15 protein-coding genes are annotated in these 21,531 nt (G+C 46.0%); 8 read left to right on the top strand and 7 right to left on the bottom strand.

Translation table 11 applies throughout. From position 1 onward, the window contains the following. Position 1: 1 nt before the first annotated feature. On the top strand, positions 2–1,624 hold the full coding sequence (locus VNE01S_RS13340) for an ABC transporter ATP-binding protein (RefSeq protein ID WP_053394576.1): 1,623 nt from the start codon (positions 2–4) through the stop codon (positions 1,622–1,624). A 92-nt stretch (positions 1,625–1,716) separates the two neighbouring features. Here VNE01S_RS13340 and VNE01S_RS13335 read toward each other — a convergent pair whose 3' ends face one another. Next, a complete protein-coding gene (locus VNE01S_RS13335; RefSeq protein WP_053394575.1) occupies positions 1,717–2,616 on the bottom strand; it encodes a LysR family transcriptional regulator in 900 nt (299 codons plus the stop codon). Between the two features lie 348 nt (positions 2,617–2,964). Between VNE01S_RS13335 and VNE01S_RS13330 the strand changes: the two genes are divergently transcribed. The 3 genes from VNE01S_RS13330 to VNE01S_RS13320 all read left to right on the top strand — a co-directional run bounded on the left by VNE01S_RS13330 (position 2,965) and on the right by VNE01S_RS13320 (position 9,031). Beyond that, on the top strand, positions 2,965–4,662 hold the full coding sequence (locus VNE01S_RS13330) for an L-lactate permease (protein ID WP_053394574.1): 1,698 nt from the start codon (positions 2,965–2,967) through the stop codon (positions 4,660–4,662). 271 nt (positions 4,663–4,933) lie between these two features. Continuing rightward, on the top strand, positions 4,934–6,070 hold the full coding sequence (gene lldD / locus VNE01S_RS13325) for an FMN-dependent L-lactate dehydrogenase LldD (protein ID WP_053394573.1): 1,137 nt from the start codon (positions 4,934–4,936) through the stop codon (positions 6,068–6,070). A 123-nt stretch (positions 6,071–6,193) separates the two neighbouring features. Beyond that, complete coding sequence (locus tag VNE01S_RS13320; RefSeq protein WP_053394572.1) at positions 6,194–9,031, top strand: FAD-binding and (Fe-S)-binding domain-containing protein; 2,838 nt, start codon at positions 6,194–6,196, stop codon at positions 9,029–9,031. Between the two features lie 89 nt (positions 9,032–9,120). On the opposite strand, the gene VNE01S_RS13315 is transcribed toward VNE01S_RS13320, so the two are convergent. The 6 genes from VNE01S_RS13315 to ugpB form a co-directional block, all read right to left on the bottom strand. Further along, entirely contained in the window at positions 9,121–10,668 is a 1,548-nt protein-coding gene (locus VNE01S_RS13315; RefSeq protein WP_053394571.1) for a long-chain-fatty-acid--CoA ligase, read from the bottom strand. A 280-nt stretch (positions 10,669–10,948) separates the two neighbouring features. Continuing rightward, entirely contained in the window at positions 10,949–11,761 is an 813-nt protein-coding gene (locus VNE01S_RS13310) for an HAD-IIB family hydrolase (protein WP_053394570.1), read from the bottom strand. Next, positions 11,754–12,854, bottom strand: coding sequence for a sn-glycerol-3-phosphate import ATP-binding protein UgpC (locus VNE01S_RS13305; protein ID WP_053394569.1), 1,101 nt, complete (start codon positions 12,852–12,854; stop codon positions 11,754–11,756). The genes VNE01S_RS13310 and VNE01S_RS13305 overlap by 8 nt, the downstream gene beginning before the upstream one ends. A gap of 1 nt (position 12,855) precedes the next feature. Next, entirely contained in the window at positions 12,856–13,704 is an 849-nt protein-coding gene (gene ugpE, locus VNE01S_RS13300; protein ID WP_053394568.1) for a sn-glycerol-3-phosphate ABC transporter permease UgpE, read from the bottom strand. Continuing rightward, positions 13,704–14,585 carry a sn-glycerol-3-phosphate ABC transporter permease UgpA gene (gene ugpA, locus VNE01S_RS13295; RefSeq protein WP_061781648.1) on the bottom strand — a complete coding sequence of 294 codons (882 nt, stop codon included), beginning with the start codon at positions 14,583–14,585 and terminating at the stop codon, positions 13,704–13,706. The genes ugpE and ugpA overlap by 1 nt, the downstream gene beginning before the upstream one ends. 90 nt (positions 14,586–14,675) lie before the next feature. Then, positions 14,676–15,983, bottom strand: coding sequence for a sn-glycerol-3-phosphate ABC transporter substrate-binding protein UgpB (ugpB, locus tag VNE01S_RS13290; protein WP_053394567.1), 1,308 nt, complete (start codon positions 15,981–15,983; stop codon positions 14,676–14,678). A gap of 230 nt (positions 15,984–16,213) precedes the next feature. Between ugpB and VNE01S_RS13285 the strand changes: the two genes are divergently transcribed. The 4 genes from VNE01S_RS13285 to VNE01S_RS13270 all read left to right on the top strand — a co-directional run bounded on the left by VNE01S_RS13285 (position 16,214) and on the right by VNE01S_RS13270 (position 21,531). Continuing rightward, positions 16,214–16,957, top strand: coding sequence for a glycerophosphoryl diester phosphodiesterase (locus tag VNE01S_RS13285; protein ID WP_082331662.1), 744 nt, complete (start codon positions 16,214–16,216; stop codon positions 16,955–16,957). After that, a complete protein-coding gene (locus VNE01S_RS13280; protein WP_053394566.1) occupies positions 16,950–17,705 on the top strand; it encodes a DeoR/GlpR family DNA-binding transcription regulator in 756 nt (251 codons plus the stop codon). Before VNE01S_RS13285 ends, VNE01S_RS13280 begins: the two co-directional genes overlap by 8 nt. 248 nt (positions 17,706–17,953) lie before the next feature. After that, positions 17,954–19,066: a response regulator gene (locus VNE01S_RS13275; RefSeq protein ID WP_053394565.1), complete on the top strand. Its 1,113-nt coding sequence runs from the start codon at positions 17,954–17,956 to the stop codon at positions 19,064–19,066. A 35-nt stretch (positions 19,067–19,101) separates the two neighbouring features. After that, positions 19,102–21,531 carry an ATP-binding protein gene (locus VNE01S_RS13270; RefSeq protein WP_053394564.1) on the top strand — a complete coding sequence of 810 codons (2,430 nt, stop codon included), beginning with the start codon at positions 19,102–19,104 and terminating at the stop codon, positions 21,529–21,531.

Here is a 21,531-nt window from a genome sequence, read left to right as displayed (position 1 = left end):
CATGTCACAGATGCCTATTCTAGAGGTGAATAACCTCTCAGTAAGCTTTACCACCAACGATGGAATTGTTGATGCGGTAAAGGACGTGAATTTTAAACTGTATAAAGAAGAGACATTGGCCATTGTTGGAGAGTCAGGCAGCGGTAAATCGGTATCCACCAATGCGTTAATGCAGTTGCTACCACATAATGCGATGATTCACGAGCAATCCAGTATTGTGTTTGAAGGTGAGGAGTTACTCCACAAGTCTGAAAAGCAAATGCAGTCAATCCGCGGTGACCGTATTGGGATGATTTTTCAAGAGCCAATGACCTCACTGAACCCCTACATGCGTGTCGGGATTCAAGTTGCAGAAGCCATCATGTGTCACCGATCTGTCTCAAGATCTCAAGCAAAAGCCAGAGTGCTCGAATTGTTCGATTTGGTGCATCTACCAAACCCGCTCCAAGCGTATGGTAAATATCCTCATGAGTTTTCAGGTGGTCAGCTACAGCGCATTATGATCGCGATGGCGTTGATCAACGAACCCGACATTCTGATTGCCGATGAGCCAACCACAGCACTGGATGTGACGGTTCAGGCTGAAGTGTTGAATCTCATTAAAGAGATCCAGAGCAAAATGGGGATGGCGATTTTGTTCATTACCCATGACTTAGGCGTTGTTAAGCACCTCGCCGACCGAGTGATAGTGATGTGTAAAGGTGATGTTGTAGAAAAAGGTGATTGCCAAACTCTGTTCGACGCACCAACACATGATTACACCAAGATGTTGATAAACTCGATTCCGCACGGTGCGAAAGATCCTATCGAAGATACCGCACAATCCCTGCTTAAAGCAGAAGACATACGCGTGAAGTTTTTAACCAAATCTCACTTTATTCCGAGTAAAAACCAGTATTTTGAAGCGGTAAAAGGCATCTCTCTCGACCTGAAACAAGGTGAAACGCTGGGTATTGTGGGGGAATCTGGTTCAGGTAAATCAACCTTGGGACGCGCTTTAATTGGCCTGCTGCCTAGCAGTGGTCGCATTGAATTTAAAGGGCAAGACTTGTCAGCCTTGAGCGAAAAACAGAGGTTCGCGCTTAAAAAAGACATTCAAATGGTATTCCAAGATCCTTATGGTTCGCTTTCTCCTAGAATGACAGTTGGTGAGATCATCACTGAAGGGTTAACCGTCCACCAGCCACATTTGTCGCGAGAGGAACGCTTGCAACGTGCAAGAAAAGCGCTGATTGAGGTGAGACTCGATCCCAACTCTATCAACCGCTACCCGCATGAATTTTCGGGTGGTCAGCGTCAACGTATCGCAATCGCGAGAGCGTTAATCCTGGAGCCTTCATTCATTCTGCTTGATGAGCCTACATCAGCACTGGATCGCTCGGTGCAACTGACCGTGATCGATCTGCTTAAAGATATTCAGAAAAAGCACAATATTGGCTTCTTGTTCATTAGCCACGACTTAAGCGTCGTCAAAGCGTTGTCCGACAGAGTTCTGGTGATGCAAAAAGGCGAAGTGATGGAACAAGGCAGTGCGGAAGAGATTTTCCATAACCCTCAAAGTGACTACACCAAGAAGCTCATTGCAGCGTCGTTTGATTTGGATGAACCAGAGCAAGCCGCGTAACTATTCACACTACCGATTCGGTTTGGCCGCCGAAAAAAAGCCGGCACAAGGATGTGTCGGCTTTTCTTTGCTCGTTAGGAACAACGTGCCCGTTAAAAGTAATGTGAAATCGCGAGATACCTTGCGCGAATGTGTTCAATAAGCAGCTTTACTTTATTAGGCGGCTGGCGAGTAAACGGATACACCGCATAAATGCCGAGCTTTTTGCCGACTTGTTCTGGGAATAAATCGACCAATTGACCGTTGCGTAAATCATGATAAACCAAGCATCGAGGAACGTACGCGATACCATGACCGCCTAGGGTGGCTTTTCTGAGCGCTGTCGCGTTGTTAGTAAAAAACGCCCCCGACACGCTAACGATGTAGTTGCCGCTTTTCGACTTAAACTCCCACTCGCTGGCGCCTGTTGTTTGATAGGCATACTGCAAGCAGTTATGTTGAACCAGTTCTTCTGGTATGGCTGGCTTACCATTTTTGGCAACATAAGCAGGCGAAGCACACACCACCCACTGCGAGTCAAGAATATGCCGCGCAATAAGGCTAGAGTCTTCTAAATAGCCAGTCCTAATAACCAAATCGTAACCGCCGTCCACCAGATCCACAAAGCGGTTATCAAGTTCCATATCCACCTTAAGACCTGGGTGCATGTTACAAAACTCCGCCACCGCGTCGGCCAATATCAAATCACCAGAAATACAAGGAACGGACATTTTGATGTGTCCGCTTATGTTCTCGCCAAATCCCGATATCGCATCCATCGCTTCAACAGTGGCTTGCTTCACATTTTTAGCGCTATGGGCCAGGGCTTTACCTGCCTCTGTTAGCGTTAATTTGCGCGTAGTTCGATATAGTAGTTGTACCGCCAATTCTTCTTCCAGACGGGCAATTCTTTTGCTAACTACCGAATTTGTAAGATTATTTACCTCAGCAACCTTACTAAAGCTGCCCATTTCCACTACCTGTGAAAACAGAATTAAGTCGTCTGCTCGCATCTCATTATGCCATTTTTGGAACTAATCATTTTCATTATTTCCCTATATAAACAAAAAATAAAGCGTTAAATTCCTCCCGAAATTAACACTAATATCACAAATATAAAATCTAAGAGACTCAACAGAGTCCAGATTTAGAAAGATAGTCGAGCCAATCTGGATAAGTAGTTGTACGACTCATTGTTTATAAAGGAAAACTTTTCAAGCACCTTAAGTTGAGCCAGTTGTTACTTTAGTGACTACTATGTAATAACGGAATAACAAAGTGTCTAGATAAGAACTCCGTATGAGTAACTGATGTTCGAATGCTTATTTAGATTGGTATCAATGCCTTTGCGAGGAATACCAATGAGTGAGACTCTACTTGCCTTAGTGGCTTTTTCACCGATTGTGGTGGCTGCCATACTACTAGTCGGCCTTAACTGGCCAGCAAAACGTGCGATGCCTGTCGCGTTCGGTTTAACCGTTGTTATTGCCCTGTTCTTCTGGGACATGACAACAAACCGTGTACTGGCGTCTGTCTTTCAGGGATTAGGAATTACTGTCTCTGTACTATGGATTGTATTCGGTGCAATCTTCCTACTTAACACGCTAAAACACACTGGTGCCATCAGCACTATCCGCAACGGCTTTACTGACATTTCGCCAGACCGCCGTATTCAAGCCATCATCATCTGTTGGTGTTTCGGTTCTTTCATTGAAGGCGCATCGGGTTTCGGTACACCTGCCGCAATCGCTGCTCCTCTTCTTGTTGCTATCGGCTTCCCTGCTATGGCTGCTGTGTTGATGGGTATGATGATCCAATCAACTCCAGTATCTTTTGGTGCCGTGGGTACACCTATCATTGTAGGTGTAAGCAAAGGTTTAGATACGCACAACATCACTGAATCACTGCTTGCGACAGGCTCGACTTGGGAAGCGTACATTCAACAAATTACTTCTAGCGTTGCACTTATCCACGCAACAGTCGGTACGCTAATGCCAGTACTGATGGCGATGATGCTGACGCGTTTCTTCGGTAAGAACAAGAGCTGGACTGAAGGCCTAGACATTCTACCATTCGCGATTTTTGCAGGCCTGTCATTCACGATTCCTTACGCACTAACAGGTGTATTCCTGGGTGCTGAGTTCCCATCACTGATTGGTGGTCTGTTTGGTCTTGCTATCGTTGTAACCGCAGCGAAGAAAGGCTTCTTAGTACCGAAATCAAAGTGGGACTTTGAAGACGAGAAGAAATGGCCTACTGAATGGCTTGGTACTCTTAAAGTAGAGGAAGAAGAATCTGTTGCTCATGCTAAACCAATGAGCATGGTAAAAGCATGGATACCATATGTCCTACTCGCTGTTGTGCTTGTAGCAAGCCGTGTAAGCGCAGACTTCAAAGCAATGCTAACGGGCGTAAGCCTTTCATTCAGCAACATTCTGGGTGAAGCAGGTATCAGCGCGGCAATTCAACCACTATACCTACCAGGCGGTATTCTAGTCTTTGTTGCTCTACTGGCAGTACTGATTCAATCTCGCAGCGCAACACCACTGGTGAAAGCGTTTGGTGAGTCAAGTAAAACACTGGTTGGTGCGGGTTTTGTTCTAGTATTCACCATCCCAATGGTTCGTATCTTCATTAACTCTGGTATTAACGAAGCAGACTTAGCAAGTATGCCAGTAACCACAGCAAACTTTGCAGCAGACCTGGTTGGCCAAGCATTCCCAGCGTTAAGTGCAACAATCGGTGCTCTGGGCGCATTCATTGCGGGTTCAAACACGGTTTCGAACATGATGTTCAGCCAATTCCAGTTTGAAGTGGCACAAACCCTGACGATTTCAAGTGCAACAGTTGTCGCTTTGCAAGCGGTTGGTGCTGCAGCAGGTAACATGATTGCGATTCACAACGTGGTTGCTGCGTCTGCAACGGTTGGGCTACTGGGCCGCGAAGGTGCAACGTTACGTAAGACTGTTATCCCAACGTTCTACTACCTAGTTTTGACAGGCATCATTGGTATGGTTGCTATATACGGCCTACAAATCACTGATGCTCTAATGAAATAACTTAATTATTTAACGAATTTGGCGTTAGTGCCTACTCCCCTGACAAGAGCGACACTAGTGTCATCCTAACTGGGTACTAACGCCATCTCTTTTACACAGATGTCGAACTAGCCTCTACAAAGGCTTAAGAATTAAAAAGTTGGCAATATCACCTGTATTGAACACCTTGTAGCAGGCTTACTTTAAACATGGTGTGACATCAATCAGGATGACGAACAATTAAACCAGCTTCGCTTTCATTGAAAGCACTGCATTAATAGGACTGATTATTATGATTATCTCTGCTTCAACAGACTACCGCAAAGCTGCTAAAGCTAAGCTACCTCCATTCTTGTTTCACTACATTGATGGTGGTTCATACGGAGAGCACACTCTTAGACGTAACACGGAAGATTTGGCAGAGATCGCTCTAAAACAGCGCGTACTAAAAAACATGTCAGATCTAAGCCTAGAGACTGAAATCTTTGGCGAAAAATTCGATTTGCCGATTGCCCTATCTCCGGTAGGTCTAACGGGTATGTACGCGCGCCGCGGTGAAGTACAAGCAGCAAAAGCAGCAGAAAAGAAAGGCATTCCTTTTACAATGTCGACCGTTTCTGTATGTCCGATTGAAGAAGTAACACCAGCGATTCAGCGCCCTATGTGGTTCCAACTTTACGTACTAAAAGACCGTGGCTTCATGCGTAACGTTCTTGAGCGCGCAAAAGCAGCGGGCGTAACCACACTAGTCTTCACCGTAGACATGCCTGTACCGGGTGCTCGTTACCGTGACATGCACTCTGGCATGAGTGGCCCTAACGCCGCTGCACGTCGCGTATTCCAAGCAATGCGTCACCCAGAATGGGCATTCGATGTGGGCCTATTTGGTAAGCCACACGACCTAGGTAACATCTCAACTTACCGCGGCGAACCAACAAAACTGGAAGACTACATTGGTTGGTTGGGCGAAAACTTTGACCCATCAATCTCTTGGAAAGATCTAGAGTGGATCCGTGATTTCTGGGATGGCCCGATGATCATCAAAGGTATCCTTGATGTTGAAGACGCGAAAGACGCAGTGAAGTTCGGTGCAGACGGTATCGTTGTGTCAAACCACGGTGGTCGTCAGCTTGACGGCGTCATGTCATCTGCTAAAGCACTGCCTAGCATTGCTGACGCGGTTAAAGGTGACCTGAAGATCTTCGTCGATTCTGGTATCCGCACCGGTCTTGATGTCGTGCGTATGCTGGCAATGGGTGCAGACTGTGCAATGCTGGGTCGTTCTTACATCTACGCGCTTGCGGCTCAAGGCCAAGCAGGTGTTGAAAACCTACTAGACCTTTACGATAAAGAAATGCGCGTAGCAATGACGCTAACAGGTGCGAAGAGCATTCAAGACCTGAACCGTGACTCATTAGTAAACATCTAATTTACGTCGACTAAATTGAATGGGTGTCACAGCAATCTTAAACATTGTGTGACACCTTTTTTATCACTGGAATCAATAACATAAAAACAACATCACCAGTGAAATGACAACAAGGAAGCAACAATGGCTAAATCAATTACAGCAGCTGCCTATCAACAACTGGAAGAATTACTCGCTCTACAGATTGATCCGGAGCGGATCATCACCCAAGAAGCAAAACGTCTAGCTTACGGCACCGACGCGAGTTTTTATCGTTTGGTGCCGAAAATCGTTTTAAGACTGAAGCATCTTGATGAAGTCATCTATGCGATTCAAAGCTGCCGCGAAATGGGTATTCACTTCACGTTTCGTGCAGCTGGCACCAGCCTTTCAGGCCAAGCAGTCTCTGACTCTGTACTCATTACCCTCACGGATGACTGGCGCGGCCACGAAATTATCGACAACGGCGACAAGATCATCCTGCAACCGGGGGTGATTGGTGCTGATGCCAACAAATACCTTGCACCTTTCAAACGTAAAATCGGCCCAGATCCGGCCTCAATTAACACCTGTAAAATTGGCGGTATCGCGGCAAACAACGCAAGCGGTATGTGCTGCGGTACGGCGCAAAACTCTTACCGCACTGTCGATAGCGTAAAAGTCGTTTTCAGCGACGGCACCTTACTGGATACATCGAGCAAAGACAGCATCACCACATTTAAAGCCACACGGCCAGACATTGTAGAAGGCCTGACGGCGCTGGTAGCAGACACGCAAGCCAACCAAGAACTCAGCGAACGTATTCGCCACAAGTACCGCCTGAAAAACACCACAGGTTACGCCCTGAACGCTTTAGTTGACTACAACGACCCGATCGAAGTTCTAGAACACTTATTGATTGGCTCAGAAGGCACACTGGGCTTCATTGCCGAAATCACCTACAACACCGTCATTGAGCATTCAAATAAAGCGTCTGCGCTATTGGTATTTGCCGATATTGAAGAAGCCAGTAAAGCGGTAACAACGCTGTCGAAAACACCGGTTGCCGCGGTAGAGCTAATGGATGGGCGTGCTCTTCGCTCGGTGGCTGACAAACCAGGTATGCCTGCATTTATTCCTGAGTTAGACCTTGAAGCTGCAGCGCTATTGGTTGAATCCCACGCCAGCACACAAGAAGAGTTAGACAACCAATGTGAAGCGATTCTTGGCTCACTCACCGACTACACGATCATCGAATCTGTTCCGTTCACGTCAGACGCCAAAACCGTGGCGACCCTTTGGGGCATCCGCAAAGGCATGTTCCCTGCTGTCGGTGCGGTACGTGAAGTGGGTACTACCGTTATTATCGAAGACGTTGCTTTCCCAGTAGAGAACCTAGCCAACGGTGTACGCGATCTTCAAGAGCTGTTTGACAAGTACCATTACAGCGAAGCGATCATCTTTGGTCACGCGTTAGAAGGCAACCTGCACTTTGTGTTCACTCAGGGTTTTGAGTCTCAAGACGAGATTGATCGCTACGGCAAGTTCATGGATGACGTAGCAGACTTAGTCGCGGTGAAATACCAAGGTTCACTAAAAGCGGAACACGGCACCGGGCGTAATATGGCTCCTTACGTCGAACTTGAATGGGGCAAAGAAGGCTACGCGCTGATGCAGCGCATTAAAAAGCTGTTTGATCCAGAAGGCCTGCTCAACCCAGGCGTAATCATCAATGATAGCCCTAACTCGCACATTGAAAACTTGAAACCCATGCCTGCCGCAGATGACATTGTTGACCGCTGTATCGAGTGTGGTTTCTGTGAGCCAGTCTGCCCTTCTCGCACGTTAACTCTGTCTCCGCGCCAGCGCATTGTGCTGTACCGTGAGCTGCAAAGACGTCGAGAGGCAGGGGAACAAGTCGAAGCTTCCGAACTAGAGCAGGTATTTGAGTACCAAGGTTTAGATACGTGTGCCGCGACAGGTCTTTGTGCCGAGCGCTGCCCAGTAGGCATCAACACTGGCGATTTAGTGAAAAAGCTGCGCACTGCGAAATACCAAAAGTTCACCCCGATCGCGAAATGGACGGCCAACCACTTTGCCACCACCACCTCCCTAACCCGTGCGTCGCTTAAAGCCAACCAGATCGCGGTAAAAGTGATTGGTGAAAACGGCATGTCGAAACTGGTTAATGGCGTTCGTAAACTCAGCCACAACAAAACCCCAGTTTGGATGCCCGAAACACCGCAATCCAATACGCATAAATTGGATGGCGCACTTGAACTGTTGGTTCAATCAGACAAGAAGGTCGTTTATGTGCCCTCTTGTGCTTCGCGTACGATGGGCCAACAATCGGATGCACCGGACCAACGCAGCCTAACAGAGGTGACGCTGTCACTCATTAAAAAGGCAGGGTTTGAGATTATTATCCCCGAAGGGATTAATGACCAATGCTGTGGTATGCCTTACGACAGCAAAGGAATGACGGATATTGCTCAAGCCAAAGTGGAACAACTAGAACACGCGCTTTGGAGCGCGAGTCTAGAAGGCGAATACCCGATTCTGATGGACACCAGCCCTTGTGCGAAACGCAGCGTCGATAGCTTCACCAAACCACTCGAAGTGTTAGAACCAACAGGTTTTGTCTCTAAATATCTACTGCCATGTTTGGATATCAAGCAGAAACAGGAAACCGTCATGCTGCATGTGACCTGTAGCTCTAGAAAAATGGGACTGGAAAATGACATGCTGAAACTTGCGAAAGCATGCGCAAGCGAGGTAATTCTCCCAGAACATATTGCGTGTTGTGGCTGGGCTGGCGACAAAGGTTTCACCACCCCAGAACTGAACGCGGCGGCGGTGCACCCGCTGAAAGAACAAGTGCCAGCCAACTGCACACGTGGCTTTAGTAATAGCCGAACGTGTGAAATTGGCCTGTCTCACCACAGTGGTATTCCTTATCAATCCATTTTGTATTTGGTTGATGAAGTCACTACCGCGCTGTAATCAATAATCGCAAACTAACAATTGAAGAGTCGCTGAAACGTACAAGTTGCAGTGACTCTTCTCATTTTAGCTATGCGGTAAACTCCACCTTAAGCAGAAACGCTTTCAAGCTCTGCCTTGAGCTCACGCTTTAAGATCTTGCCCGTCGCACTCATTGGCAATTGTTCACGAATTTCCACAAAACGAGGATATTTGAACGAGGCAAACTGCGCCTTACCCCACGCCTGTAATTCGTCGGCTTCTAGGTACTGCCCTTCTTTCAACACCACATAGGCTTTGATTTCTTCGCCATACTCTTCATTGGGAATACCCAATACCGCCACCATCGCCACCGCTGGATGGGTCATAAATACTTCTTCAATTTCACGCGGATAAACGTTAAATCCGCCACGGATAATCATGTCTTTTACGCGGTCTACAATGAACATGTTCCCCGCGTCATCAAACCTGCCGATATCGCCAGTATGGAACCAGCCGTTCTTCATGGCTGCTTCGGTGGCTTCTGGCTGATCCAAATAGCCTTTCATCACATTATGGCCGCGAACAACCACCTCGCCTTCTTCACCAACCGGGAGAAAGTTCCCTTCTAAGTCAACGACTTTGACCTCTACCCCTTGTATTGGCTGACCGACCGAGCCAGGAATTCGCTCGCAGTCTAGGTGATTGAAGCACGCAATCGGGCTAGTTTCTGATAATCCATAACCTTCTAAAATGGGCACATTAAAACGCGATTCAAAACAACTGATCACTTCTTTAGGCAATGATGAGCCACCACTGATCGCCAGTCGCAGCGAAGACACGTTCGTCTCCTGCTTGGCATGAATAAGACCAATGTACATCGTCGGTACACCAGCAAAAATTGTCACTTTATGCTTCTCGATAAGATCAAGCACCAAATTGGGTTCGAAACGCGGCACAAGTACCAAAGTCGAACCACTCAAAACAGCCGCGTTTAAGTGCACTGTCTGGCCAAATGTATGGAACAGAGGCAAGGTAACCAAATGCACTTCACGCTCTCGAGAACCCATAATGTTTTGTGCCACCATCGCATTCATCACGATGTTGTTTTGCGTCAGTTCTGCGCCTTTGGGTAAACCCGTAGTGCCTGATGTGTATAAGATAACGCAAGTATCGTCGGCCTCTCTTGGCACGTAATCGGTCAATGGCTCAACACCTTCGATAAAGGCCGTCAGAGTTGGTAAGCCATTGTATGATTGCTGCGTCTGATCTTGGGCCATAACGATCATCTGCTGACAGTCATCAACCTCGTTAAACGCGCTTTGCCCCTCTTTGGCCATTGGCAGTTCTGGCGTACCTTCAAAACAAAAATAGAACTTGGCTTTAGAATCTTCTAGGTGATATTTGATCTCTCTCGCTTTGAGCAACACATTCAACGGCACTGCTACTGCTCCCGCTTTTTGAATCGCAAAATAAACTAAAGGAAAATACGGCAAGTTAGGACAACTGAGCGCCACGCGATCACCGACTTCGACTCCATTTTTAGTCAATGCGTTAGCAATTTTTCCAGCTATCGCATCAAACTGCTCATAAGTGAGTTCAACATCACCACACACCAAAGCAATCTGGTTAGGTTTACAAGAGGCATTTCGTTGCAGAGCAGCAGCAAGATTCATCATATTGGCGTCACCTTAAAGTTCTTCACGTATCTATCGTTGAAATGAAAACAATAGTTAAAATTAAAACACTCGTTTGAATCTTATTACTCATCACAAGCCTAGCCATGTCAACAAAAGGATGAATAGTTGTTAATTAAATGTGATCAATATGATTACACACACTCTACAAATAAGCGCGCTTGTGCATATTAAATTGATTGAAAAAGAAAATGAAAAAGCCATTCAAAATGATGAATGACTTTTTATTCTCTTGATAGTGAGCTGAATTAAAATACTTTTGCTAACAATATGATTTTGCTTGAGATATGACATCTGCCAGTTGAGCAAAACCAAAACCACCACTACGCTCGGTGATAAAAGTAGGTTTGCTATCAAGCTGGCTTAATACAGGCGTTATATTTGCAACACCAAAGGTAGTCGGCAGCCAAGTAAACATCCCTTCATCATTGAGCGAATCACCAACGTAAGCCAGTTTAGACAAGTCCGGTAGTCGACCGTGATTATACTCTCCGAGATAGGCTTCGCCCGTCGCTCGTTTGCTGTGCTCACCTACCCACGCGTTTAAGTGGATAGAGCTTAGGGTTGCGTTAACATAATACTCACCAACCTTGATTGCGCGAACTCGCTGGGCAATTTCAGTTTTCAAACCATACGAAATAGGCGCTCTGTCTTGCCCTAAGTTCACCGCCACGTCACAATAACGAAACGCTTGATCTTGAGCGAACTCGATCTCTGGATACTCTTCCAAGAGGGTTTCTATTGCTTGGTACAACGCCAACTGATCCTTTTTCATTCGCACACGGTCTCTGACGTGTTTGACATGGAAAGCATTGTCGTCTTTGCGCATCCAAAACGCGCCGTTTTCACCAATCACACCGTGTAGGGGCCACAACCTCGCGATTTGATCGCACCAACCCGCACACGCACCCGTTACCGCAACGACTTTCACCCCGACCTTTTCTAGCTTTTGCAGCGCTAGCAATGTTTCTGGTGGGAGCCTGCCTTGCCATGTAAGTGTGTCATCTACGTCAGTCAGCAACCACTCAATATGTTGCGCGTATTCAAGTGATAGTTCACTTAAAGGTTTAGGCATTACTCACCTCTTGGAACGCATCAATATTCCATTCCACTCGTTTTTGCGTTTTGCAGTCAAACAAATGAATATGCTGAGGCTTTATATCGACTCCCAAACAGTCACCAATCTTTATGTCACTGTGTCCATCCACTCGCACCACCAGCTTTTGCGCACTGTCATCTTGCGTTGTGCAGTAAAGCAATAAGTCAGCACCCAGTGCTTCTATTAGCTCTACTTCCACCTCTAGCCAAGGGTTGTCTTGAGCAATACAAAGATGTTCTGGGCGCAGACCAATGTGAATGATCCCTAGGTTTAGTGCCTCTGTAGGCAGTGGATATAAGGTATTGCCTAACTTTAGCCCCTCCGCTGTGACTTCACCATCGAGGATATTCATAGAAGGTGAGCCAATGAAGGTCGCGACAAACATAGAGGCCGGAAAATCATATAAGTCGAGAGGGGTTCCCACCTGCTCAACATTGCCTTGATTTAATACCACCAGCTTGTCTGCCAGCGTCATGGCTTCTACTTGATCGTGCGTGACATAAACCGATGTCGTCCCTAGCCTACGCTGCAATTTTTTGATCTCTAATCGCATTTGCACACGCAATTTCGCATCTAGGTTGGACAGCGGCTCATCAAACAAAAATACCTTAGGCTGGCGAACAATCGCGCGCCCCATTGCAACACGTTGACGTTGTCCGCCTGACAGCTGTTTCGGCTTTCGATCGAGCAGATGATCAAGTTCCAGCATTTTTGCCGCTTCGTTCACTAAGCGCTCTATCTCTTGCTTGGGCGTTTTTCTATTACGCAGTCCGTAAGCCATATTGTTGTACACGGTCATATGCGGATAAAGCGCGTAATTTTGAAACACCATGGCAATATCGCGTTCACCGGGTTCAAGATCATTCACTTTGGTCGCATCGATGTTAAGTTCACCAGAGCTGATCTCTTCAAGGCCCGCAATCATTCTCAGCAACGTCGATTTGCCGCAGCCACTCGGGCCGACCAAAACCACCAACTCGCCATCGTTGATCTCTAGGTTGAGTTTTTGAATCGCCTGGTAGCCGTTCGGGTAACATTTGGCGATGTTTGAAAGTGTAAGTGTTGACATTTTATTTCTCCGAATCGACTAGACCTTTAACAAACGCTTTTTGCATCACGATAACCACGATGACTGGGGGCAGCATGGCAATAATCGTGGTCGCCATGATCTTGTTCCACTCAATGACTCCATCGACCACACCCAGCATCTGCTTAATGCCCATTACGATGGTGTAATACTCAATGTCGGTTGTGATCAGCAGCGGCCAAAGGTATTGGTTCCAGCCATAAATAAAGGTGATCACAAACAGCGCCGCGATATTAGTACGTGATAGCGGCAGTAAGATATCGACGAAAAACTTAATAGGCCCCGCACCATCAATTCGCGCCGCTTCAACCAGCTCATGAGGCACCGTGAGAAAGAACTGCCTAAATAAAAATGTGGCAGTGGCACTGGCAATCAATGGAATGGTTAAGCCATAAAATGAATTGAGCATGTTGAGGTTGGTGATCACCTCAAATGTCGGCATGATGCGTACTTCAACTGGCAACATTAAGGTAAAAAAGATCATCCAAAACGCAATCATTCGCCCCGGAAAACGAAAAAACACCACCGCATAGGCAGACATAATCGAAATAGTCAGCTTGCCGATGGTGATACACAGTGCCATCACCAAAGAGTTAAATAACATCCCTGTGATCGGTAAAGCTGTGTTGTTTACTTTACTGGCATTACTTAATAACTCTGAAAAGACCGAGAAACCGAGATCACCAAACCAAAGCGGTGTTCCTGTAGCAAAAGCGCTGTTTTCATGCGTGGTGGCCACAATCGCGATCCAAACCGGCAGTGCGATAGAGGCAATACCAAGCACAAGAATGACGTGACAAAATAAATTAAATATTGGCCGACGTTCTACCATTAGTAAGCCACCTTCTTTTCAACATATTTAAATTGGAACACGGTTAGGGTCGCAACCAGAATCATCAAAATGACAGACTGAGCCGCCGACGAGCCAAGATCTAACCCAATAAAACCATCGTTATACACTTTGTAAACCAGCGTCGATGTGCTGTTACTCGGTCCGCCTTGCGTCATCGCGTGAATGATCGCGAAGGTGTCAAAAAACGCATAAACGAAATTGACCACCAACAAAAAGAAACTGGTTGGCGATATCAGAGGAAAACTGATGGTGATAAAACGTTTCACCGGACCGCTGCCATCAATGGCGGCCGCTTCGTGTAAGGAGCGAGGGACCGATTGCAATGCGGCTAAGAAGAATAAGAAGTTGTAACTGATCTGCTTCCAAGTAGACGTGACGATCACCATCCACATTGCGTGGTTGCCATTCAGAGTCGGATTCCAATCGACCCCGAACCAAGCGAGCATTTGAGTGGCAATACCGATGGTTGGATCAAACAAGAATAACCAGAGTGATCCTGCCACTACAGGGGCTACGGCATACGGCCAAATCAAAAAAGTTCGATACATGGTCGCGCCACGTACGATTTGTTCAGCAAATGCAGACAAAACCAAGGCACTGATCAGAGCCAGTACCGCAACGCTAACGCTGAATTGCAATGTGGTTAACAACGAGTCCAAATAATAAGGATCGTTCAAGAGCTTTTCGAAATTCTCAAGCCCGACAAATTCTCGGCTCATGCCGAAAGCGTCTTCAAGTTGTGAAGACTGAAAAATAGCTTGCCCTGCAGGCCAGATAAAAAACACCAATGTGATGATCAGTTGAGGTGCAATTAACGCAACAGGCAGCCACTTGTTTTTAAATACAACTGGCGATGACATAGTAAATACCAAAGAAAACTTAAGACACCCAGCCAAGCACTGAAGCTTAGCTGGGACACAAACTGAAGAGCGTAGGCCCCTCGTCAGTGTTTATTTTTGTGTGCGTTCAAAGCGACGTAGCTGTTCATTACCACGACGAACCGCGTTGTTCAGTGCAGTTTTCGCGCTTGCTTTACCTGCCCATACCGCTTCTAGTTCTTCGTTAATGATGTCTCGCGTTTGTAGGAAGTTACCAAAACGAATCCCTTTCGAGTTTTCTGTTGGCGCTACTGAAGTCATCTGTAGAACCGCAGTATCCGTACCTGGATTCTGCTGGTAGAACCCTTGCTTCTTCGTCAATTCATACGCTTGTTTTGTAATAGGTAGGTAGCCTGTGAACTGGTGCCAATCAGCCTGAACTTCAGGGCTAGACAGGTAAGAGAAGAATTTCGCCACGCCTTTGTACTCCTCGCTTGAGTGACCGCGAAGTACCCACAGTGAAGCGCCACCAATAATGGTGTTTTGCGGTTTAGAGATCACGTTAGAATCATAAGGTAATTGTGCAACACCAATATCCACACCCTTCATGTTTTCTTTAATGCCAGCCAAGCCCGCAGACGATCCCATCGTCATCGCACATTCTTGCGTGTAGAAAAGCGGCATGCCGTCTGACTGGCGTCCACCGTACTTAAAGATACCTTCTTTCGACCATTCGCCCATTTTCTCAATGTGTTTCACAAACGCCGATTCGTTAAACTTGAATTGGGTATCTAGGCCAGCAAAACCGTTGTTGTTTGTCGCAACTGGTACGTTATTGCGCGCACCAAAGTTCTCAATCTGAGTCCATGACTGCCATGTAGTACTAAAGCCACATTTAGCGCCGGAAGCCAGAAGCTTACGCGAAGCCTGTTCCATTTCCTTCCAAGTTTTTGGCGCTTCTGTAATGCCTGCTTTCGCGAACATATCTTTGTTGTAATACATCACTGGCGTCGAGCTGTTAAAAGGCATTGAGAGCATTTGGCCATCGTTTGTTGTGTAGTAGCCCGTCACTGCCGCCAGATAATTATCTGGATTAAACGGTTCTTTGGTATCTTCCATCAGCTGGTATACCGGATAAATCGCTTTTTCTGCGCCCATCATGGTGGCCGTGCCCACTTCAAACACCTGCACTATCGCTGGCTGTTCTTTAGCACGAAACGCCGCAATCGCGCTGGTCATCGTTTCTGCATAGCTGCCTTTATAGACGGGTTTGATCTCGTAGTCTGATTGGCTTTCATTAAAGTCCGCCGCAATTTCATTGACCTTCTTTCCAAGTGCGCCACCCATTGCGTGCCACCACTCGACTTCAGTTTTTGCTTGTGCCTGAGCGCTCATTAGCGCAGCGGTAACTGCCAGCCCAGTGAGGTATTTAATCGACATAATGATTCCCTTTCTATGGATTATGTTATCGGTTAGTTGTTGGCGGATGTTCATTTGATAAAACATTTCGCACCAGAAGTTTCATATGAAAATTAAATGGGAAAAATGACGCTTAAGTGACAGTTAAATGAACTTATATGAACATGCATAAGTTCACTTATCCGTCATCAGAATGTCATATCAACGCGCGATATTCCGAAGTAATCATGCTTACTAAAATGGACGAAATCATGAACTTAACAGCGCACCGCGGTTTATCTAGCTTGGCACCAGAGAACACACTGGGTGCTTTTCAAATGGCAATCGATTTTGGCTGTCAGTGGATTGAGATAGATGTGCAACTCAGCCAAGACTTTGTGCCTGTCGTTATTCACGATCAGACCGTTGATCGTTGTACCAATGGAAAAGGTAAGGTTGCCGATTTAACTTGGCACGAACTGCGAATACTCGATGCAGGCAGCTGGTTTGACGAGGACTTTCACCGCGAGCATATCCCGTCGCTGGCAGAAACGCTCACTTTGGTCAAAAATGCCGGTATTCACCTCAATATTGAGCTAAAAATCTACCCAGAGGATGACGTTGAATTACTGTGTGAGCGTGTGGCACAAATCGTCACTGAATCAGAAATAAGCTCAGAACAATTGTTGTTTTCCAGTTTCAGCACAGAAGCACTCATCAGCATTGCTCAACATTTGCCAGAGGTAAAACGTGGTCACTTGTGGCAAGAGATACCCGAAGCGCCAGAAACGACACTGCAACAAATCGATGCGTACAGCGTACATTGTGATTATCGCTACCTTACTGAACAACAAGCAAAACACATCAAATCGATGGGATACCAACTTTTCTGTTACACCGCCAATGTGCCGCAGCAGGTCGAAGCACACTGGCAATGGGGCGTAGATATGATGATCACCGACATGCCACAACGCTATTGTGATGCAACCACGCCGGAACCTGCGCTCAATGCATGATCTTAGCCATCGCCAACAAACCATTGTTGAGCTTGTCCACCAGCAAGAGTACTGCTCCATCGATGGATTAGCTCAACGTTTTGATGTAACCACGCAAACCATTCGTCGCGATATTAACGAACTGTGCAATTTAGGGTTAGCACGCCGACATCATGGTGGCGTAGGATTACCCACAACATTGAATAATCGAAGCTATGCCTCGCGGTCACTGACTAACTTGCAAGAGAAACAGCGCATTGCTGATCGGGTTGTTAAAGCAATCCCTGACGGCGTCACCCTTTTCTTGGGCATCGGCACTACCATTGCTTGCATTGCAGAGCGCCTAGAACATCATAAAGAATTGCGTGTCGTCACCAATAACCTTGAAGCCGCACATATTCTTTCCCAGTTTAGCCATATTGAAACGTGGATTCCTGGTGGCCGAATTCGAACCAATGACCGAGACATCGTAGACAATGGTGTCGCAGATTTCTTCGCGCAGTTTTCGGCGGATATAGGCATCATTGGTTGTGCCGCCGTGGCCGAATTGGCGATTTCCGATCTTTCACTTAGCAGCAAAAACGATTCCAAACCACAGGAATATGTGATGGAGCATAAGCTCTCAGAAGCGAAAGTCAGTCAAGCGATTGTGGCTCACTCTCAGCAAACTTGGTTAGTCGCAAACAACACAAAATGGCAACGTAAAGCCAATACAAAAGTGGTACCCGTGAGCTATTTTGATCGCGTATTCCAGAGCGGTAAAAATTGAAGCCGACCTAGCCGCATTATCCCTATGCCAGCCACAAAGCATCCCCTTCAAACGCTCAAATTTCATCCATAAAAAACTGGAACGGAGATCACTTTAATTTGAGCACCATCACTCTATGAAATAGCGGTTTATGATAGTTTAGAAGTCACTAATATTAAACATAATAATACGAAATCATGACGCTGTTTTTTGATTTCTAAAATTAGCATTTCTATGCATTTGCCATGTCGCTGTCGAAAGGAGAACGGATGTTAGATTTCTCTTCATCCAAACCAACTGTGTTGGTTATTGACGATATTCCCGAAAACCTCACACTGATGTATCAGCTACTTAAAGATGATTACACAGTAAAAGGAGCAAACAATGGTGAGCGTGGGATAGCGCTTGCTGAAACCGCTAATCCTGATTTGATCTTACTCGACATCATGATGCCGGAAATAGACGGTTATCAAGTCTGCCAACAGCTAAAATCAAACCCAGCAACCTGCGATATTCCGATCATATTCCTCACCGCGAAAGCTGAAAGAGTCGATGAGCAAAAAGGGTTAAAACTCGGTGCCGTTGACTACATAACCAAACCAATTAACCCAGAAATAGTGAAAGCACGTGTTAAAACGCATGTTTCTCTGAAAGTGGCATCCGATACCTTAAAGGGCAAGAATAAAGTTCTCGAGCAAGAGGTGGAACGGCGCACGACCGAAGCTTTACGACAAAAAGCAGAGCTCCACGCGATTCAAGATGTCGCTTTTTATGCCATGGTATCGCTGGCTGAAACTCGCGATAACGAAACCGGTAACCATATTCGACGCACTCAAGCTTACATCAAACGTTTAGCAGAGCAGTTACGCGAAAATCCGCGTTACACATCAGCACTCAATAATGACTTCATCGATCTGTTATACAAGTCGGCCCCTTTGCATGACATAGGGAAAATCGGTATTCCAGATACAATCTTGCTGAAGAAAGGGCCGCTGACAAGTGATGAATTTGAAGTGATGAAAACCCACACCACCATCGGTTACGAGGCGATTAAAAACGCAGAACAAGTAAGCGACCAATCGATGAACTTCCTCGATGTCGCCAAAGAAATTGCCTACTCGCACCATGAACGTTGGGATGGTAATGGTTATCCATTAGGGCTTACTGGCGAAGAGATTCCGTTGTCAGCCAGACTCATGGCGATAGCGGATGTTTATGATGCACTCATCAGTAAACGAGTTTACAAGCCTGCATTTACTCATCTAGACGCGGTACAAATCATTACTTCTGGTAAAGGTACCCAATTTGACCCAGATGTCACGAATGCTTTTTCGGATATCGCCGATGACCTATATGCCATCGCACAAGAATACACCAATTAATAACAAGACTGCTTTTAGAAGCCGCTGGTACAAGCATGAAAGATAAGAAAATCACCACACAGTCGTGGGTGTGGCGTTCAATGGTCAAAACCGGAATCATTCCCCTCATTCTGGTGGAATCGGTTCTGATTGCCGTTTACTTGTTAAGTAACCATTTTATCAGTACCGATAACATGGAATATATTTACACACAGGTTAACGATGAGCTAAGAATATCCTCTGATAGAGAAGCCGCTATCATTCGAGAAAAACTGCTCTCCATAGAAAATTTAACCACACTATACCGAAACGAAACTGCGCGTGTGTTATCAGAGCCAGACATTATTGACCGTTCTGAAAAACCTAACCTCGCGGTCAGTGAAGATGGTGTCTTGTATTCCAAACAAGATTTAGGTGGCTCGGCTTCTTTCTACTCTGGCCTGACTGCCGAAAAGGATTGGGAGAAAGTCTATAAGCTAGCTCACCTCGATCCGCTCATGAAACAAATCGAAAAAAACAACGATTTAGTCGCCTCTATCTACTTTAATACCTGGGACTCATACAACCGGATCTACCCTTGGTTTTATACCATCGATCAGTACCCGACCAAAATGGACATCCCGGAATACAATTTTTACTACCTAGCCAATGAGACAAACAACCCAAGCCAAAAAACGGTTTGGACTGATGTTTATATTGATCCCGCAGGTCATGGTTGGATGGCATCAGCCATTGCTCCGGTGTATAACAAAGAGTTTCTCGAAGGCGTTGTTGGGCTGGATATCAAAGTCAGCGCCATCATTGACAGCATTCAGAACCTAACCATTCCTTGGAATGGATATGCCGTTTTAGCAAGCAGCAACGGGACAATTATGGCCCTGCCCCCACAAGGCGAGCACGACTTTGGCTTAAAAGAACTCACGGAACATAGTTACCAACAAGCCATCACACAAGAAGTGTTTAAGCCTGACGCTTTTAACTTGTACAAGCGTGACGATACCGCTGATCTCAGCATGCATTTGCTAAAGGAAAGCAATGGACTCATGCAGTTGACGCTTAACGGTGAAAATAAACTGCTCTCTTGGTCGACCATACCGGAAACCCAGTGGCGTTTACTGATGATTGTTGATGAGAATGAAATGTATGCAACTTCTCATGCGCTAGAGGAAAAGTATCAAAACATCGGCTACATTCTTATCTTCGGTTTAGTGGCGTTTTATACCCTGTTCTTGATCTTTATCTGGCGGTCCTCAAAGCAGATGAGTGAATTTATTGCCGAGCCACTAACGCAAATCCAAAGCATGGTGAACAGAGCGGGTTCGGGTGACTTTGATCTGGCTCATGATGGTTTCCGTTTAAAAGAGCTCAACGAAACAGCGAACGCCATCATCAGCATGGGTGGAAAGTTAGATAGGCTGACCAGCGAGCTTACAGACGCAAAACTTTCTGCTGAAGATGCAAACATCGCTAAAAGCCAGTTTATATCTAATGTCAGCCATGAGATCAGAACACCCATGAACTCGATTCTAGGGCTATCTCATATTCTCTTACAGTCAGACCTGACTACAGAGCAGAAAAGTAACCTAGTAAAAATTGATAAGTCAGGCAAGCACTTGCTAACACTGATTAACGACATTCTGGATCTCTCTAAGCTTGAAGCCAATAAGATAGATATTGAGAAGGCCCCATTCAACGTTCGAGCGACTATCCAAGATGTTCAAGATATTTTTGAGCATAAAGCCGAACAGAACGATATTCATCTTGTTACCAAAGTCGATAACTCCATTCCTCAGCTAATAGGCGATCAGTTCCGTATTAAGCAAATCCTCTTTAATTATGTCAGTAACGCCATCAAGTTTACTGAAGGAGGTGAAGTGACGATTGTAGTCGGTGTCGTGCAGAGAACTGAAAATAGTGTTCATTTACATTTTAGTGTCATGGACAATGGCATTGGATTATCACAACTCGACCAAGCTGCGGTGTTTGACAGCTACCAACAGGCAGATGCATCAACAACCAGAAAGTACGGGGGTACTGGCCTTGGCTTAACTATTTCTAAGCGGATTGCAGAGTTAATGGGCGGTAGTGTTGGTGTTGAAAGCGAGCTAGATAAAGGAAGCAACTTCTGGTTTACCATTGAGCTCGACATCGATCACTCAGGTGTTTCTGTGATACCTAAGCATAAAGAGATCCCACAAGCAGATATGGTTGAAGCGGCTCCAACGCCATTAGAGTGTGATATTAAGTCTGTTGAAGAATTTGAGGCTAAAGTGAATCACCTGGTCTCTTTACTTGAAGAGTGCGACTTAGAATCTGAGTTTTATTACTCGAAGCACCAGTCCTGTTTTGAAAAGCTCGACCCCGAACTCAGCTACGCCCTTGCTGAAGCCGTGTCAGCCTACAATTTTGATACTGCTCTAGATGTAATGGCTAAAATAAAAGCGGAGTTGAACCAATATAAAGAGACCATGGCTCCAAGCGAGTAA

The organism is Vibrio nereis NBRC 15637 (assembly GCF_001591105.1).
Taxonomy (GTDB): Bacteria; Pseudomonadota; Gammaproteobacteria; order Enterobacterales; family Vibrionaceae; genus Vibrio; species Vibrio nereis.
This window is presented reverse-complemented; position numbering and strand designations above follow the sequence as displayed.